The organism is Melioribacteraceae bacterium (assembly GCA_019638015.1).
Classification (GTDB): domain Bacteria; phylum Bacteroidota; class Ignavibacteria; order Ignavibacteriales; family Melioribacteraceae; genus JAHBUP01.
The window spans coordinates 91,305-108,459 of sequence record JAHBUP010000001.1 but is presented as its reverse complement, the minus strand read 5'-3'; the positions used below and the strand labels follow the sequence as shown (position 1 = coordinate 108,459).

At 34.2% G+C, this 17,155-nt stretch carries 16 protein-coding genes; 6 read left to right on the top strand and 10 right to left on the bottom strand.

The genetic code is table 11. From position 1 onward, the window contains the following. Window positions 1–22: 22 nt before the first annotated feature. The 9 genes from KF816_00455 to dgt form a co-directional block, all read right to left on the bottom strand. Window positions 23–1,900 carry a 5'-nucleotidase C-terminal domain-containing protein gene (locus KF816_00455; protein ID MBX3006472.1) on the bottom strand — a complete coding sequence of 626 codons (1,878 nt, stop codon included), beginning with the start codon at window positions 1,898–1,900 and terminating at the stop codon, window positions 23–25. Between the two features lie 100 nt (window positions 1,901–2,000). After that, a complete protein-coding gene (locus tag KF816_00450) occupies window positions 2,001–2,684 on the bottom strand; it encodes a response regulator transcription factor (protein MBX3006471.1) in 684 nt (227 codons plus the stop codon). Continuing rightward, window positions 2,659–5,061 (bottom strand): hypothetical protein, encoded by a 2,403-nt coding sequence (locus tag KF816_00445; GenBank protein ID MBX3006470.1) that lies wholly within the window; start codon window positions 5,059–5,061, stop codon window positions 2,659–2,661. The genes KF816_00450 and KF816_00445 overlap by 26 nt, the downstream gene beginning before the upstream one ends. Before the next feature lie 159 nt (window positions 5,062–5,220). Beyond that, window positions 5,221–5,703: a hypothetical protein gene (locus tag KF816_00440; protein MBX3006469.1), complete on the bottom strand. Its 483-nt coding sequence runs from the start codon at window positions 5,701–5,703 to the stop codon at window positions 5,221–5,223. Window positions 5,704–5,717: 14 nt separating this feature from the next. Further along, on the bottom strand, window positions 5,718–7,658 hold the full coding sequence (locus KF816_00435) for a hypothetical protein (GenBank protein MBX3006468.1): 1,941 nt from the start codon (window positions 7,656–7,658) through the stop codon (window positions 5,718–5,720). Window positions 7,659–7,781: 123 nt separating this feature from the next. Further along, window positions 7,782–8,195, bottom strand: coding sequence for a hypothetical protein (locus KF816_00430; GenBank protein ID MBX3006467.1), 414 nt, complete (start codon window positions 8,193–8,195; stop codon window positions 7,782–7,784). Between the two features lie 272 nt (window positions 8,196–8,467). Continuing rightward, window positions 8,468–9,889, bottom strand: a complete 1,422-nt coding sequence (locus tag KF816_00425; protein MBX3006466.1) for a sigma-54-dependent Fis family transcriptional regulator — start codon at window positions 9,887–9,889, stop codon at window positions 8,468–8,470. 10 nt (window positions 9,890–9,899) lie between these two features. Next, complete coding sequence (locus KF816_00420) at window positions 9,900–11,093, bottom strand: PAS domain-containing protein (GenBank protein MBX3006465.1); 1,194 nt, start codon at window positions 11,091–11,093, stop codon at window positions 9,900–9,902. Between the two features lie 7 nt (window positions 11,094–11,100). Beyond that, on the bottom strand, window positions 11,101–12,369 hold the full coding sequence (gene dgt / locus KF816_00415) for a dNTP triphosphohydrolase (protein MBX3006464.1): 1,269 nt from the start codon (window positions 12,367–12,369) through the stop codon (window positions 11,101–11,103). Window positions 12,370–12,434: 65 nt separating this feature from the next. Here dgt and KF816_00410 point away from each other — a divergent pair, with 65 nt between their 5' ends. The 6 genes from KF816_00410 (at window position 12,435) to KF816_00385 (ending at window position 16,445) form a co-directional block, all read left to right on the top strand. Further along, on the top strand, window positions 12,435–13,352 hold the full coding sequence (locus KF816_00410) for a cation transporter (protein MBX3006463.1): 918 nt from the start codon (window positions 12,435–12,437) through the stop codon (window positions 13,350–13,352). A gap of 96 nt (window positions 13,353–13,448) precedes the next feature. Further along, window positions 13,449–14,030 (top strand): YceI family protein, encoded by a 582-nt coding sequence (locus tag KF816_00405; GenBank protein MBX3006462.1) that lies wholly within the window; start codon window positions 13,449–13,451, stop codon window positions 14,028–14,030. Continuing rightward, complete coding sequence (locus tag KF816_00400; protein MBX3006461.1) at window positions 14,030–14,479, top strand: MarR family transcriptional regulator; 450 nt, start codon at window positions 14,030–14,032, stop codon at window positions 14,477–14,479. The genes KF816_00405 and KF816_00400 overlap by 1 nt, the downstream gene beginning before the upstream one ends. Before the next feature lie 15 nt (window positions 14,480–14,494). Continuing rightward, a complete protein-coding gene (locus tag KF816_00395) occupies window positions 14,495–15,451 on the top strand; it encodes a ring-cleaving dioxygenase (protein ID MBX3006460.1) in 957 nt (318 codons plus the stop codon). After that, window positions 15,448–15,798 carry a hypothetical protein gene (locus KF816_00390; protein ID MBX3006459.1) on the top strand — a complete coding sequence of 117 codons (351 nt, stop codon included), beginning with the start codon at window positions 15,448–15,450 and terminating at the stop codon, window positions 15,796–15,798. Before KF816_00395 ends, KF816_00390 begins: the two co-directional genes overlap by 4 nt. Next, window positions 15,795–16,445: an alpha/beta fold hydrolase gene (locus KF816_00385; GenBank protein ID MBX3006458.1), complete on the top strand. Its 651-nt coding sequence runs from the start codon at window positions 15,795–15,797 to the stop codon at window positions 16,443–16,445. Before KF816_00390 ends, KF816_00385 begins: the two co-directional genes overlap by 4 nt. Before the next feature lie 11 nt (window positions 16,446–16,456). Here KF816_00385 and KF816_00380 read toward each other — a convergent pair whose 3' ends face one another. Next, the gene (locus KF816_00380) at window positions 16,457–17,149 is read right to left on the bottom strand and encodes a response regulator (GenBank protein ID MBX3006457.1); all 693 of its coding nucleotides are present in this window, start codon (window positions 17,147–17,149) and stop codon (window positions 16,457–16,459) included. Window positions 17,150–17,155: the final 6 nt, after the last annotated feature.

The following is a 17,155-nucleotide window of genomic DNA, read 5'->3' as shown; positions in this document are numbered from 1 at the left end:
AGGAAGTCATCAGCGACACTAATTATTTAATGAATAACATTTTCTTAATTTCTGAAAAGTTACCACACTTGAGCTGATAGAAGTAAATTCCACTAGCAACGTTCTCTGCATTCCAGAATGCTTTATAGTGTCCGGGTGATTGTTCCTTATTAACTAGTGTTGAAATTAATTGCCCAAGACTATCGTAAACCTTTAACTCAACAATTCCTTGTTCTGCAATTTGATATAAAATTGTTGTGCGTGGATTAAAGGGATTGGGATAGTTTTGTTCTAGTAGATATTGATTAGGAATTACCGCTTGTGTTTCCTCGAGCCCGGTTACCGGGGCTTTTAATTCGGGCACAAGAATTTCTTTTGCCATAACATAGTTTAGCACAACTTCAAATTCGGTGAGATCCTCAAAGACCTGGATGTTAGAAATATTAATTCCAAACATCGGAAACGCGTTAATTAGAAATTCATTGGTTGCTACAGAATATGTTGCAGTTGGATCAATCATTTTTCCTTTTACTTCAATATATTCGACTCTCTTGCCAACTGGACTATTAATATTAAATAGATATCTCATACCCGAAACTTGAGCTAATAGCTCATCATTTATTTCCATTTGCGACACACATGTTTCAATTCCTTTCCAAAGTTCCTCTCCTGTAATATTAAAGGTGGCAATTCTGTAACCAAGACCATTTTTTTCATTAAAGCCATAACCAATCATTCGAAAAACATCCACTGGTGTAACCGGACCTTTAAAAAGTTTTTGAGCGGATGACCCGCCTGTAATTAAAGCAATATCTGTTTTCATAGTTTCTAAAAAGGCGGTTGTTATTAAATTACCAACTGGAGTATCATACATTCCCGATGAATTCGAGTTTGCAACTTCTTCAAAATCATCCTGTGCATAAGCTATTGCTTTTGAAAAAAAAGGAATTCCAAAAGTTGATTCTAAATCAGAGATTAACTGATCAACCATATGTTTAACTGGCTCTAATTCGGGAATGGATTCATCCAGCGGTATCAATTCGTAATCTAGCAAAGATAAAGCATCGTTTTTCTGTTCTATCTTCATTACTCCTACGTATTTATAAAAGGCATCTGCTTGAACAATCCAGGTTTTATTTAATGGGTTTGAAATTTCAATTGGCGAAAAAAGCGCGAGATGATCATGTCCTCCCACAATTATATTAATACCAGGAACATTTTCTGCTATTTGTTTATCAATTGAGAGACCTAAGTGAGATAAGCATATTATAATATTACAACCCTCTTCCTTTAGCTGTGTTACGGTCTGTAAAGTCAGTTCAGGTAATTTATCATCAAATACAATCGGAGCGGGTAAGGAAAAAATATTTGTCTCTGGAGTGGTTAGTCCAAAAATTCCAATTTTCATTTTCCCCATATTCTTTATTATATAAGGATTAACAAAATTTTTAAGGGGCTTTACTTTTTCATTTTCACATAAAGCATTTGCTGATAATATGGGAAATCCACCATCGACAAAAGCATTTTGAAATACACCAAGAAGTGTTTCTGGTGTTAAATCAAATTCATGATTTCCAAGTGCCATTGCGTCAAAGCCAATTTCTTTAATTATATGCAGTTCGGGAACACCAAAGTAAAGGTTGAAAAAAATATCGCCTATAAAAAAGTCCCCAGCATGCAATGTTAAAACGTTCTTTTCAGTTGATTTCAAATTATAAATTAAACTTGCTGCTCTTGCGATGCCTCCTTTGGTTCCCAGAAGCGATTCCATTCTTGGTGCAAGCGGGGCTAAAGTTGAATGAGTATCGTTTAGGTGAATAATTGTTAAAGTATCGGCCGATTGTCCGTATATGCCAAATTTTGGGTAACAAAAACACTGAAGAATTATTAGTAGTCTAAGTAGAAATGTAAACTGTTTCATCTTGTTGCTCCTTGTGTTGTGATTTACGGAAGCAACATAAATTAACAGTAAGAGTGATTTGTCACAAAATTGTCATTAATATGTAAATGTTTTTACTAACTCATCTAACGAATTTGTAACCCGCCTTATGAATTGTTAACAAGTGTTTCGGTGCAGATGGGTTTTTTTCAACTTGTTTTCTGAGTGAAAGAATAAAATTATCAACCGTTCTTGTGGTGGGATAACTTTCGAATCCCCAGACTTCATCAAGCAGCATCTCCCTTGTAATTACTTCCCCCTCGTGCATAGAAAAATATTTTAGGATTTTAAACTCCATCGTGGAAAAATTAAGAGGATTTTTGTTTTTGAAAGCTTCTTGTTTTTTAAAATTGATAGAAATATTACTAAAATTAATTTCTTCGATGTCGTTTAAGGCGTACTTGTTTCTTCTTAATATTGCCTTTACTCGCGCACTAAGTTCTCTCAAGCTGAATGGTTTTGTAACATAATCGTCGGCGCCAATTTCTAAACCTATTATTTTGTCCACCTCATCCCCTTTACTCGTAAGCATTAAAATCGGAGTACTATTTTTTTTCATTCTTAAATCTCGACAAATCTCCATGCCATTTTTACTGGGGAGCATTAGATCAAGAATTATTAAATCAATTTTTGAATTACAGGCTAGCAAATAACCCTCTTCGCCATTATGAGAAGCCAATACTTCATAATTTTCATTACTAAAATATTCGCACAATCCTTTGGCGATGGAAACATCATCCTCAATTATCAAGAGTATATTTTTCATTTATTATTCCAGAAAACTGAATTGTAATTATTGTTCCAGCATTAATTTCACTCTCAAGATTAATTTGAGCATTGTGAGCATCCACAAAATGCTTTACTATAGCCAGTCCCAATCCTGCGCCTGCAATTATATCTTTATTCATCGATCCTCTTTCAAATGGAAGAAATATTCGAGATCTATCTTGTTCACATACACCAATTCCAGCATCTTTAATTTTGAAATAAATATGTTTGCCTTCTTTGTAGCTTGTTATTGTGATGAATTTTGTGTCAGTAGAATATTTAATTGAATTAGAGATAAGATTAATAATTGTTTCAACCAGCGAATCTCGATCCCCCCATAAAAGTAATTTATTTTGATCCAGATTTATTTCGTATTCAAACGCATCTCTTTCCAACTGATATTTCATAATACGCACTGCCTCTGTAATACATTCATTAAGGTTTACTATCTGATGCTGATACGTCTTAATTCCCTTTTCAATTTTAGTTGTATTTAGAACATTGTCTATCAGGCGTGTTAGTCTATCTGTTTCGTTTATAATTATTTCTGAGTACTCATTTTTTTTCTCGTCACTTAAACTTGAAGAATCTTCTATAAGTTCAGCAAAAAGTTTTATTGCTGTTAGCGGTGTTTTTAATTCATGTGTTACTGAAGAAACAAAAAATGACTTTAGTTCATTGAGTTCTTTTAATCGACGAGACTCTAATTCCTCACATATGAGCTTTTGCTGGAACAAAATTCGATCCATAGCAAGCGCTGTTTGATCGCAAATGCTAGAAATTAGGTCAACGTCCTCTAAGCTGAAACGGAAATGCGATTTCTTTTTACCGAGAAGCAATAAACCAATATATCCATTTTTGTTGGAGGCAATAATAAAAACCGCCGCCACGTTTGTTTGTCCATAAATGCCTTCAAGATTAATAAAATTAGACCCGGGTTCCATAACTTCTTTTTTGGCATAAGGCGGTATTTTGGTGCTATAATCAAGAGGCGGGAAATCATCAATCTTGTAATCTGAATCTCCACTAAACACAAGTCGAACGAATTCACAAGAGATGTATTTGTTGATAGTATTAACCACTAAATTATTTACTGAAATTTCATCATGACAAACAAGCAGTTGTTCTATAAACTCTCTTTCAACTTTTCGATATACATACTTCACATTAAAAAATTTTTTGTCAACAAATTGTGTTGACCAATTTTTTATAGGATGAAAAAGAGCGGCTATAATAACGGCCGAGATCGTTGATGAAATTAATGAGGTCGAAAATGAAAATGAATCAATAAATATTGTGGTTACGATTACCGAAATAATATAAATGATCAAAACAAAAAAGAGTACAATTAAATAAATAGTCCCTCGCTTAAATATAGAATCAATATTTAAGAGCTGATATTTAACAATTGCTATTGAACATGTAATTGGCACTGAGAGCATCCCTAGAACTACGTACTCTTCTGCTATTAATCCTTGTGAGAAAACAATTTGAGGTAATATCCACAAAAAAATTAATGCTGCCGGTCCAATTGCAAGACCAAGAAGTATCCATCTCAATTTTCTTCTTTCATATTCTTCTTTAGCTCGTATATACGATATAAAAATATTGTATATTCCCGCTATCACTGATAACACAAAGAAGATTCTGATAATATTAAAAGTCTGCATGTATTTCGAGAAGTAAACCAGATCAAAGTTGCTTGTAGCAATGTGAAAATAGGTCGCGCTGATTAAAGTCAATATAATTGCCGCCGCGTATAAATAAGGAAGCCCGCGATTCCATCTATTTTTTTTGGATGGAAATATTAGTGTAAAGTGTAAAAACATCACTCCGGTAAGAGAATAAGATAATCCGAACACACTCCTAATAAAATGTCCTACTCCGTGCGGGTCAATTGTATATCTTCCCCAAGTAGTGCAAATGATAATTGAGGAAAACATAAAAATCCAATTGAACATTTGGGCGCCAGGATCTTCTTTTCTTTTTACATAAACAAATAACGCTAGTGAAATAAATACTAGCGATGCAAAAAGCTGCATCACAAGATAGATTGTTGAATAGAATTGAACCAGTCCCTCTGTTAAACTTATTAAACGATAGTTTCTTTTAATAGTTAATAGAACGCTATCCTTTTTCGATTTTGAATCGAGAATAAATTCCAATTCTTCTTGAGAATTAATTGGATAATTATTAACCGAGACTATGCTGTCACTTCTCTGAAGAGTTGAGTTGCTCGAGAAAATTTGTTCGATTATTAGTTTATTATCTTTGAATTTTACAGGAATCCCCGCCTTTTCATAAACCTGATAAATTCCAAATAAACAGATTAGAATAAGAATAGAATTGATAAAATAAACCAACCGATTCTTCATTTTGTAAATATATAATCTATCTATAATTAATATTAAATCGCCGACTAAAAGCTAATTGAATAACGTGGACAAATCTATTTGCAAAATGAAGAAACTCAGTTTAAAATCAAACAAAATTCCTTACTGTCGAGGACCACTCCACGACAGTAAGCAAATTATCTACTCCTCAACCTCTTTTTTATAAGTAACAGAAAAGTTTTTCTTTGTAGGAAAAAGACATGTTTGATCGTTACATGGCTGATAAGAAACTTCACCCTCAATAGTAAAATTATTCTTATTAAAATTCCCTTTAGGACTCAATATTATTTTAATTACTGTTATATCATGAAAAAGAGCAAGTTCTGTTTCAGAAAATTCTAACTTTAAAATATCGGGGGCGGGGTATTCAATAGTTACTTCCGAAAAAAGCGTGCTATCTTTAATTGATACAAATGTCGGTGTTAAAAACTCATCAAGGGGTTTATTAGAATTTATATGCCATCTCTCTTTAATATCAAGTTTCAACTCAATTACTACCGGATCTGTATTAATTAATTCTGCGCTGATATCTAATACATCTTTTGAAGAGAGCATCTGGGCGCTCACATATCGGGTAATCAAGAGAAACCCAACTACAATTATTAATTTAGATCTGTATTTCATTTTAATTATTTCTCTTATTTAATATCAAAATACTTTGCCTGTATAATTTTTTTAGAAGTTACATCTTGGACATATACAGCAATACCCAAATTTGTGCGGTTAATATTATCAGGGCGTGCTCTCCATCCCGTAAATTTAGTTCCCTTTCTCCACGAAGGATGATTTTCCGGATTATCAAGATATTCCTTAATTCTTCTTTCAATCTCATAAACATCTATTATTTGACTGATTGTTTGGCTTCCTTTCTCTAAATTTAACAACACTCCCTCAGCACCATTAATTAAACTGCGAACCACATAAATATGTTTGCTTACTCCGTTAGCTCCGGTATAATCAACCGATTTTTCCAACAAAGCAATCTGCACAATGCTATTTTCAATTTGATTTTCTGATTTAAGTGTTACGTCTATGTTTATTATATCCTCTTTTGTGGTTGTCTTTCCAGAAATTTGAAGTTTGGGATTTTCCTTGTAATATTTATTAATTGAATGCTGATAAATATTTGCTCTGCTCGAAGCCACAAAATCGGGACCGCCCCCGACAAGTTTTTCTACTCCCTCAATAAATACGGTTGGCGTTCCAAAATTTGCTCCGTAAAATTGATATTTACTAAATGTATCTGGGTTAGTCATTGGATCGGGCCCCGGAATATGAAGATGATACTCAAGAATTAATAAATTTTCCTTTGAGTAATGCTCGGCGAGTTTATCGAAAGCTTCATCAGCGGCAACACATGGAGGACATTCCGCTCCTGTAAATAATTCCGCAACAACTACTTTTTTGCTCTCGGTTTTAAAGTGTCCCTCAAATTCAAAATTTCTAAATTCAGTTTTAATTGCCTCTGATTTTTCATCTAATTGAACTTGGGTTAAATTTAATTTTTGTGAAATTGTTTTGATTGCTTCAGCAACCTCAAAATTACCACCAAATAAATTTCCTGTTAAATATGATTTCAGCGCTTCCTCATCATTATTCATTTTTTGATAAATTTTTCCTTTTAGCAGATAGAAATCTGAATTGAAGGGGGCGGTAAATTTTTCGGCTTTTTTTAGTTCTTCTAGCGATTCGTTGAATTTATCCTTAGCAAAATATACCAGCGCAAGATTTTGCTTTATCATTACTATTTCATCGGCAGATGATTCATCATTTAACACCGAAGATGCTTCACTGGCTAGTTTGAGAGCTTTATCAAGATTTACTTTTAATGAAGCAAAAAAAGCAGCGGCTATTGATTTCATTACCGGCGTTTCTCCGGCGGCAAAGAAATTATTTGCTGTTTGATCTGCAACTTTTGTTCGCTCGTTTTGATCTGTAAGCCAGTTATTTAAATATTCTATTGATTTTGGATTTCTACCAAAAAGAGCAGAGAACCCCATATTTTTAACCGCTTCCTCTTTATTCCCCAATTCAAAAAGATAGATGCCATAATTCATCAAATATTCGGGATTTGAATCATTCCCGGCAAGGGCTTCCTCTTGAACAGTTACAGCCTCTTTAACTTTTCCCCGTTTGAAAAGAACGGAAGCTTGTGTATTTAAAATAGCATTGAGCCTTCTTGAATTATTCTTTCTGGCAAGCTGAACCGCTCTGTTCACGAATGATTCGGCGCTATCTAAAGCAATCCCCTTTTCGGCCAACTGGAATGCAAAATTTGAGTAGGGCGCTTCTTTCGAAACTTCCGGTACAGTTAAAATATATTTGTGTGCATAAATTAAAGCAGAGTCGGCATTTCCAAGTTGAACATATGCGCTAAACGTTTGAGATAATGAGTTCGAAAAAAATGAACTTGTTGGATAATCAGCTCTAAACTTATTTAAAAGGTCAATCCTTTCTTGGGGATCAGGGGTTCTGAATAATTTGGAATACTCCGCGGAGGTTAAATCTTGTGCAATATTGGCGGTAAAAGAAAAGAATAATACTGCTAACAAACAGGTCAGTTTCTTGCTTATGTTCATAAACTTCCTCAAAAAATTATTAACCTAAAAATAAAGAAGTTGTGCTATTAGACAAGAGGGAATTAATTTGGATTGTGTTAAAAAAAGAAAAGCCCTGCTTCGGGGCAAGCAGGGCCTAACTCATTAATAGGAGGCCAATGAGTTTTTTACCAATCTTTCGTTTATTAATAAGTAATACTTATCCGGGTTTTCATTATCTCTGAAGTCCAAATCCGAAAACAGTTCTGGAAAATTAACATACATTAAAGCTAGTTGAGCTTTATAACGTATGGTTAAGTTTTTTGATTCTTGAGATAGTTCCGAAATTTTATTTACTGCTTTTGTTAAATTTAGTTCAGGATAATATTTTTTAGCGCTCATTAAAATTAAGATAGAAGCTTCAACAACTCCCTTATTTTCGCTATTCAAGGAAGCAACTATATTGCTGCCAAAATTCTTGTTGAGAGAAGTCACTCTTTCTGGGTTTAATGCGTAGATGTTTACGCTAACCAATGTTATCAACATCACGCTTAATATAAATAATTTGTTCAATTTCATAACCATCACCTTTCTGTTTGTTATTATGATCGTCTCATATTAAACAAATGAAGTGCCAACTTCATTTTGTTTGAAAATAGAACGATTTGATTATTAACATTAAAATTGGGGTGCCACAAAAATTCTCATATATCTTAAGTTTGTGAAGTATTGTGGCGGTTTTGGGTGTAGTTGTTACACTTTTGAGAATTGGGACATGCTTATAATGTTGCTTTCTTTCAAAAATATATTTTATACTCTTGTATCATCTCTCAATTTAAAACTTACATTGCTCATTCAACTTCATCTTTTTTTCTATGGAGTCTGTTGTTCAGAGCTCTCCTGCTAATTCCCAATAATTCCGCAGCAATTGTTTGATTTCCATCCGCGCGATTTAATGCTTCCTTTATTAGAGCTTCTTCAATTTCCTTTAGCGTGGGCAGATTTTCTGAAAATGAAATTAATTCCTCCCCCAATTCAGAATCAGAAAAAAGGTCCCGGTTTCTATTTTTATAAAAAATTTTCTCTTTAATTTGATCAAGAGACATAATCCCGGAAGAATGAACACTAACCGCATCAAAAATAATTCCCTCTAATTCTCGAATATTTCCCGGAAAGTTATATGTCGAAAGAAGAGTATATAGTTCTTTAGGTACAGTCGGCTTTGGTTTCTGTAGCTGTGCGGCAGCTTTTTCTATAAAATGATTTATTAATAATGAGATATCTTTTTTTCTTTCACGTAATGGTGGTATATGTATATGATGAGTTTGAAGTCGGTAATAGAGATCCTTTCTAAAACTTCTGCTCTCTTTCATAAAATTTATATCAACATTGGTCGCGCATACAATACGCACATCAGCTAATTTTGCCAAATCGGAACCAAGTGGATAATACTTGCCATCCTGAATTAGTCTCAATAATTTGACTTGAGATTCGATAGCCAAATCACCTATCTCATCTAAAAATAGAGTTCCCTTTTCAGCCTGTTCAATCAATCCTTTTCTATCGGTATCGGCTCCGGTATATGCTCCTTTTTTGTGTCCGAACAAAGTATCAGAAAAGAGATTATCGTCAACTCCGGCAACATTCAATGAAACAAGCTCTCCCCTTCTTCCACTGGTTTTATGAATAGCGTGAGCAATTAATTCTTTACCAACTCCGGTTTCTCCCGTTACAAGAACCGGAAGAGGTGATTTTTCTATTGCCTCAATGTATTTAAAGATAGAGCGCATTGAACCGCTTTTCGTAATTATAGTTGAGAATGCTTCGGGATTGTGCAGTTTATCGGTCAGCAGATAATCTTTTAGGCGCTTATTTTCCTGTCGTATATTTTTAATATCAATTGCCCCTTTAATTGTAGAGATCAACCGACTATCATCAACGGGTTTGAGAATGTAATTAAATGCCCCTGCTTTTATACAATTAACCGCGTTTTCAATATCGTTAACTGCAGTAAGAATTATTACGGGCATGTCTGGAAATTTTTCGATTATTTGAGGCAATAATTCTGCTCCAGTAATGTGGGGCATGTTCATATCCATCACAACTAAAGAGTGTTCATTCTGCGATAAAATTGTTATTACTTCCCTGCTGTCGGTTGTATAGTTTATATTATTGATTCCATTGCTTATCAGAGATGTTTCAGCACTAAAAATAAATTGTTGTTCATCATCAACTAATAAAACTGGATATTCGGGGTACACAGCTCCTCCCATAACGATTACCTCATTTTTTTAACGGTAATATTATTTCGCATGTGGTTCCTTTTCCCTTTTCACTTTTAATAGATAGCTCGCCGCCATGACTTTTAATAATATTGTATGAAATATAAAGTCCTAGTCCCGTTCCACCCGAATTTCGTTTTGTTGTATAGAAGGGATCAAATATATATTTCAGATTCTCATCATCAATTCCAACGCCTTCGTCACTAATTTGAATTACTAAATTATTTTTTTCAGGATGCGTAAAAATACTTATTGTAATTTTTTTCTTTTTATCGGAAAGGGATTGACATGCATTATTTATAAGATTAATTAGTACCTGTTCTAACTGTTGTTTATTACCCTTAATTAGAGGTAAATCTTTTTCGTAAATAACTCTAAAGTTATCTGTGGATTTTTTTATAAGGTTTTCTGTAATTGTAGTTGATATTTCGGTAACGGCAATTATGTCAACATCGTTATTTAATTCACCGGGATCTTTACGGGCAAAATCAGTTAGACTTCTTGTAATTTTTTGAATTCTTTGAGCTCCTTCAAGGGTGCCTTTAAGCGAGCGAGCTATTTTTTCTTTTGCTTTTTCAAATGGAATTCCCCCAACTAAAAGATCCCCTTGATCTTTGAAGTATTCATCAAGTATTGGTTCGATATCGGCTAATACTTTCTGTATAAAAACAATATTAAGCATTATAAAATTATTGGGATTATTAATTTCGTGCGCAATACCGCTAACCATAGTTCCAAGCGCAACCATTTTATCAGCCTGAATTAATTCCTTTTGCTTTAGGGCATTTAATTCCTCTGCTAACTTTAAATCAGTAATATCTTTTATAAGGCCATCATATGAGGTGAGATATCCCTCAGCATTGAATGAAAGCACAATTGTATTTTTAACCCATCTTGTTGAGCCATCTCGATGAATAATCCTGTGTTCGAGCGGTTCTACTTTAATTCCTGAAAGCGCATCTTTTGATAATTGCAATACTTTTGGTTTATCATCCTCGTGAACCATTCTGTACCACAATTCCGGATCAATTAGATATGCTTCCGAATTATATCCTGTTACCGAAATACATCCGGGGCCATGATACGTTTCGAGGACTTTACCGTCATATACTTTTACAGTATAAATATAGTCGGTTAAATGTTCGAGGAGTCTGTTATATCGCTGTTCGCTATCTATTTGAACATTATAATTCATTATTAACTCATACCAGATCAGATATTGAGCTGTAGTCGGGATCAAACATTCGACGGTACAGTCGCATTGCGTAGCCATCGGTTGCGCCGGCAATATAATCGCAAATTAACCGCGCTCTTCTTTTTGTTGTTTTTTCTGAAGTTAATATTTGATCATTGAAGTCGGGTAAAAGCTTAATCCCTTTTGCGGATTTAATATAGTTCGTAAAAAACAAATTGAATAACTGCTCTATCATCAGGTTTCCTTTGTATTCAATTTGATGAAGCTGTGATGATCTAAAAACAAGATCCACCGAAATAGTTTTATAAACTTTGGCTCTCTCCAATACATCATCATTAATAGTAAGAGAATATTTGTATCTGTTTGTTATTCCGCTCATAAAGTTTTTTTCTTCATGGAGACCGCAAGCGCTTATAAATGATCCGATTTGGGCACCAAACTTCTTTTTAAATACGGATTTCGTAATCCATTCAATTATTTCATCAATGATATGTTTTTGAAACTCGGTTTCTGCTTTTTCTTCTTTCCATTGAATTAGTTTTGGAATTGTGATGAACCCGCCCGATATTGAATCTACTAAGTCATTAATAGCGTAAGCCGTATCATCTGCCCAATCCATTATTTGGCATTCAATACTTCTAAACGAATTAATTTTTGAGGGATGTGAAATTATTTTGGGAATTTTCAAACCGCTAAACACAAAAGTTATATATTGTTTTTGTTCATCATAAATAAAATGATTTTCCGGCTTTTTAAATTCACTAAACGTGGCTTTGTATTTGAGAATACCATCAAGAAATGCTCTTGTGGGATTCATTCCACGGTGATGATCATTTTCTCTATAAAAAATATCAGCTATCAATCGAAGAGTTTGAGCGTTTCCCTCAAATCCTCCATATTTTTTCATTAACTCATTTAACTTTCTTTCTCCGGCATGCCCAAATGGCGGATGCCCCAAATCGTGCGCAAGACAAATAGATTCAACCAGATCCTCATCAATAAAATATTCTTTATTTAGAATTTCTTTTTCCTTCGAATATAGAAACGTCGATATTGATCTTCCTATTTGTGCAACTTCAATTGAATGAGTTAATCGAGTTCTGTAGAAATCATATTCACCGGGGAGAAAAACTTGTGTCTTCCCCTGTAGCCTGCGGAATTCCGATGAATGTATTATTCTATCCCTATCAATTTGAAATGGGGTGCGGTAATCATCATCCCTTGAATTTTTTTTTAGTCTTTCTGTATCAAACTGAGTATAAAATTTGTTTTTCATCTTCCCTATTCAGATTTTTGCTACACATGGGCAAATTTATGAAATTTGAAAGAGATAAAGAATTAATGAGCGGGAAACATTCACATCACCATCATAATATTTCATTAAATACCACAACTGGGCGACTGTTTATAACAATTGCGCTCAATCTTGTTATTACGGCAGTTCAGATTATTGGGGGAATAATTTCGGGAAGTTTATCTTTAATAACTGATGCGCTTCATAATTTTAGTGATGCCGTTTCGGTCGTACTAACCTATATAGCAATTAAATTAAAAAGTAAAGAAACCTCCTTTAAACATACTTTCGGTTTGAAACGGGCGGAAATTTTAGCCGCGTTAATTAACGCCTCTGTGTTAATTGTGATATATGTTTATCTTTTTTATTTGGCACTTCTTCGCTTTTATGATCCGGTAGAAATTGAATATCAATCAATGACCATTGTTGCGGTTGTTGGTCTTGTTGCCAACATAATTGGAACCTTATTATTAAAAAAGGATGCCGCCAATAATATTAACATCCGCTCCTCCTACCTTCACTTGTTGAGTGATTCAATTTCTTCCGTTGCAATAATTATGGGAGCAATTGCAATTGCTGTTTGGAACATTAATTGGATCGATCCCCTATTAACAATAGTAATTGGTTTATATATAATAAGAGAAAGCTATATCATTCTTAAAGAAGCTGTTCACGTGTTGATGGAGGGTGCGCCATTAAATGTATCTATAGATGATATTCAACAGGAAGTAGTTAAATTTTCTGAGGTTGATGATATTCACCATATACATCTTTGGATGGTTGGGGATAACGATATCCATCTTGAGGCTCATGTAAATGTTAAAGATATGCAGATTAGTCAGAGCGACATCCTGAGAAAAAAAATAGAAGAACAACTACACCATAAATTTGGAATTCATCACATAACCCTTCAGTTTGAGTGCAATCAGTGTCCTGAAATTGGTCTTTTGGGAAAATATCGATAATATATTTTGGCTTTGGGGAACTTTCTATATAATAATATATGTTACAACATATATTAAAGTTAAAAACACAAAAACCAAACCAAAAGGAGACATAAAATGCGCACAATAAAAATCTTTTCTTTACTGCTTTTAATGACAGCAGTTTCAATTGCCCAGACCAAATGGGAATTAGATAAATCACACTCCAAAGTAGGATTTAGCGTTTCTCACCTTGTTATTACCGATGTTGATGGGCTATTTAAAGATTATAGTGGTTCTATTACTACTAATGGCGACGATTTTTCCACGGCCAAAATTGACTTCACAATAAATACCGCAAGCATTTCAACCGAAAATGAGGGTCGCGACAAGCACCTCCGTTCAGATGATTTCTTTAACGCCGAAAAATTTCCCCAAATGACTTTTAAAAGTAAATCGATGAAAAAGGTAAATGATAAAAATTATAAACTGGTTGGAGATTTAACAATCCGAGATGTAACAAAACAAGTTGAATTGGATGTTCGTTTTAATGGTATGGTTAAAGATCCTTGGGGAAATACGAAAGCCGGTTTTAAAATTTCGGGCGAGATCAACAGATTTGATTACAACTTGAAGTGGAATAATACTGTTGAAACGGGTGGATTAGTTGTTGGTAAAGAAGTCACTCTTAAAATTGATCTTCAACTTAAAAAATCATAATGAAATTAGAAGACGAAATTCAACAGAAAAAATTTAGAAATGAATATCATAAGCTTGCCGTGAATATAATTTTTACTCACGGCTGGCTTATTGAATATCAAAACAGTCTGCTAAAAAAATACAAAGTAACCGGAGCGCAATATAATATATTAAGAATATTGAGGGGTCAGCACCCAAATCCCGCATCGGTTAATCTACTAAAAGAAAGGATGCTTGATAAAATGAGCGACGCTTCCCGACTGGTAGACCGGCTAATTTCAAAAGGTTTAGTTGATAGAAAAATTTGTATGGAAGATAGAAGAAGAGTGGAAGTTAAAATAACTCCCGAGGGATTATCACTACTTAAAAAAATTGATGAGCACAATGAAGAGTTTGATAATAATTTAGTCAAGCTTAGTGAACAAGAAACAAAAACGCTAAATGATTTATTAGATAAACTCCGCGGTTAGATGAAAGGAACTCAGATGGAAAATAATATTACAGGAATACATCACATAACAGCGATGGCGGGAAATCCACAAACCAATTACGACTTTTATACACATATACTTGGTCTGCGATTTATAAAAAAAACCGTAAACTTTGACGCACCTGACGTGTACCATTTTTACTATGGTGATGAAACTGGAACCCCCGGTACAATATTAACATTTTTCCCGTTTCCTGATGCACGACGAGGAAAACGGGGTATCGGAGAAATTTCAAAGATTTCATTTCGTATACCTGCTAATTCGTTGGATTATTGGGTTGATAGATTATCAGCACTAGCTGTTTCATTTAACAGTCCATCAGTTCATTTTGGTTATCCATATCTATCTTTCCTTGATCCTGATGGTATGCTGGTAGAATTAGTCGCCGACCCAATTGCTGATTCAATTCCCGGATGGAACAATGGAGATATTCAAGCAGAGCATTCAATTCGCAACTTTTTTGGTGTAGAATTTTTATTAAATGATTCTACCGAAACAGAAACTCTTCTCTCTAATGTGCTTGGCTTTAAGTTTATTGAATCAATTAATAATATTAAAAGATACTCAACCGGAGACGGGTCTTCTTTATCTTTTATTGATTTGAAGACAAATCTGCAAATTGGTCCCCCGCAAAATGGCGCTGGAACTGTTCATCATATTGCATGGCGAACCGCGAATGATGAGACTCAAAACAACTGGCGAAATAAAATAATTGAGACTGGGCTGTATCCAACAGAACAGAGAGATAGAAATTATTTTCGTTCAATTTATTTTAGAGAACCGGGAGGAATTTTATTTGAGATTGCTACAGATGAACCCGGTTTTCTTATTGATGAAGATTTACATTCACTTGGTACAGAACTAAAATTGCCCAATTGGTACGAAAGCAAAAGAGATATTATTGAATCACGACTCTATCCTTTAATTACAAAAGAAGTTGTACGGAAATGAAAGTAACCCGATTATTTACCGGCGAAGATAGAGAAGCTCATTTTGAGGTTCTGGATTATGATTTATTCGATGAAGGTGAGATTGGAAGACTTTCTGAAAAAATTGCCGTTAAAGAATTAATCTTTCGAGAAACAGACGGCGATTATAATTATGATTTCCATCCGGCTCCGCAAAAACAATTTATAGTTTTGCTTGATGGTGAAATTGAAATTGAAACGGGGCTTGGAGAAAAAAGAAGATTTAGCGCGGGAGATATTTTACTTGTTGAAGATACTTTTGGTCGAGGACACAAAACTAAAAGCATTGATAAAAAATTACGAAGATCAATTTTTATTACTATAGAATGATGAATCTTACAAATATAATTGCACCGCATAACGCACATCCCTTTGTTTATTCCGGAACAACGCTGGAACATGCAAAAGCTGTAATGATAATGATTCATGGGCGTGGCTCTACTGCCCAAAATATTTTATCGTTGGTCGATGAATTAAATGTTGATGGAATTGTCTACATTGCTCCACAAGCCAGTGATTATTCATGGTATCCATACAGTTTTCTTTCTCCTGTAAAAATGAATGAACCGGGAAGATCATCGGGTTTATCAGTGATTGATTCAATAGCTAATCAATTGAGTGAATATGGTTTTACTTCGGATAAAATTTTCTTATTGGGTTTTTCCCAAGGGGCTTGTTTGAGTTTGGAATATGCGGCTCGTTTTCCAAAAAAAGTTGCGGCAGTTTTTGGTTTGAGCGGTGGATTAATTGGTGATCGATCTGAACTAATAAATTATTATGGCGATTTGCAAGGAACCGAGATATTCCTAGGTTGCAGCGATATAGACCCCCACATTCCCCTTCAACGAATTAATGAGACAGAACAAATTTTTCTTTCACTAAACGCAAAAGTTGAAAAAAGAATATATAATGGAATGGGGCATACTGTGAATAATGATGAGATTGATTTTATAAGATGTGCCTTATCAAAAAGTTGAAATTTACTGCATTAACTTTCTTGCAGCTTCATTCTGTAACCAACTCCCGATTCGGTAATTATGTATTTGGGATGCGCGGCATCTTCCTCAATTTTTTTCCTTATTTGCCCAATAAAGACTCTCAAATATTGAGAATCCTCCGTGTGTGAGGGTCCCCATATTTCTTTTAACACAAAATTATATGTTAAAACTTTTCCCATATTTTTAAAAAATAGCATAAGTAGAAGATATTCTGTATTTGTCAATTTTACTTCCTCATTTTTATTATAAACTATTCTTTGCGATAAATCAATTTTAAGATTTCCGTTATTGATTACATGGCTGTTGTTGATTTGATGCGCCCTCCGTAAACTTGCCCTAATTCTAGCAAGCAGTTCAAAAGTATTAAATGGCTTTGTTACATAATCATCTGCTCCAAGATCAAGGGCTTTCACAATTACTTCTTCCCTGCTTCGAACCGACAAAACAATAATTGGCACACTTGACCATGTTCTAATTTCCGACAATACGGTTAATCCGTCTTGATCGGGAAGTCCAAGATCAAGTATGACTAACTGAGGATGATAATTTGCGACGGCGATTATGCCATCTCTTCCTTTAGAAGACTCAATTACTTTATACTCTTCTGCCTCTAAAGTTATTGAAAGGATTTTTCTTATTTGTGCTTCATCATCAATAATTACAATAGTGTCTTGAACTTTCATCTCAAC

Excerpts from the sequence above, each read along its gene's own strand:
- KF816_00390 (MBX3006459.1), top strand. The coding sequence starts at position 15,448 with ATGAAAGTAACCCGATTATTTACCGGCGAAGATAGAGAAGCTCATTTT.
- KF816_00435 (MBX3006468.1), bottom strand. The coding sequence starts at position 7,658 with ATGAACATAAGCAAGAAACTGACCTGTTTGTTAGCAGTATTATTCTTT.
- KF816_00440 (MBX3006469.1), bottom strand. The coding sequence starts at position 5,703 with ATGAAATACAGATCTAAATTAATAATTGTAGTTGGGTTTCTCTTGATT.
- KF816_00420 (MBX3006465.1), bottom strand. The coding sequence starts at position 11,093 with ATGAATTATAATGTTCAAATAGATAGCGAACAGCGATATAACAGACTC.
- KF816_00455 (MBX3006472.1), bottom strand. The coding sequence starts at position 1,900 with ATGAAACAGTTTACATTTCTACTTAGACTACTAATAATTCTTCAGTGT.
- KF816_00380 (MBX3006457.1), bottom strand. The coding sequence starts at position 17,149 with ATGAAAGTTCAAGACACTATTGTAATTATTGATGATGAAGCACAAATA.
- KF816_00430 (MBX3006467.1), bottom strand. The coding sequence starts at position 8,195 with ATGAAATTGAACAAATTATTTATATTAAGCGTGATGTTGATAACATTG.
- KF816_00410 (MBX3006463.1), top strand. The coding sequence starts at position 12,435 with ATGAGCGGGAAACATTCACATCACCATCATAATATTTCATTAAATACC.
- KF816_00450 (MBX3006471.1), bottom strand. The coding sequence starts at position 2,684 with ATGAAAAATATACTCTTGATAATTGAGGATGATGTTTCCATCGCCAAA.
- dgt (MBX3006464.1), bottom strand. The coding sequence starts at position 12,369 with ATGAAAAACAAATTTTATACTCAGTTTGATACAGAAAGACTAAAAAAA.
- KF816_00400 (MBX3006461.1), top strand. The coding sequence starts at position 14,030 with ATGAAATTAGAAGACGAAATTCAACAGAAAAAATTTAGAAATGAATAT.
- KF816_00425 (MBX3006466.1), bottom strand. The coding sequence starts at position 9,889 with ATGGGAGGAGCTGTGTACCCCGAATATCCAGTTTTATTAGTTGATGAT.
- KF816_00445 (MBX3006470.1), bottom strand. The coding sequence starts at position 5,061 with ATGAAGAATCGGTTGGTTTATTTTATCAATTCTATTCTTATTCTAATC.
- KF816_00405 (MBX3006462.1), top strand. The coding sequence starts at position 13,449 with ATGCGCACAATAAAAATCTTTTCTTTACTGCTTTTAATGACAGCAGTT.
- KF816_00385 (MBX3006458.1), top strand. The coding sequence starts at position 15,795 with ATGATGAATCTTACAAATATAATTGCACCGCATAACGCACATCCCTTT.
- KF816_00395 (MBX3006460.1), top strand. The coding sequence starts at position 14,495 with ATGGAAAATAATATTACAGGAATACATCACATAACAGCGATGGCGGGA.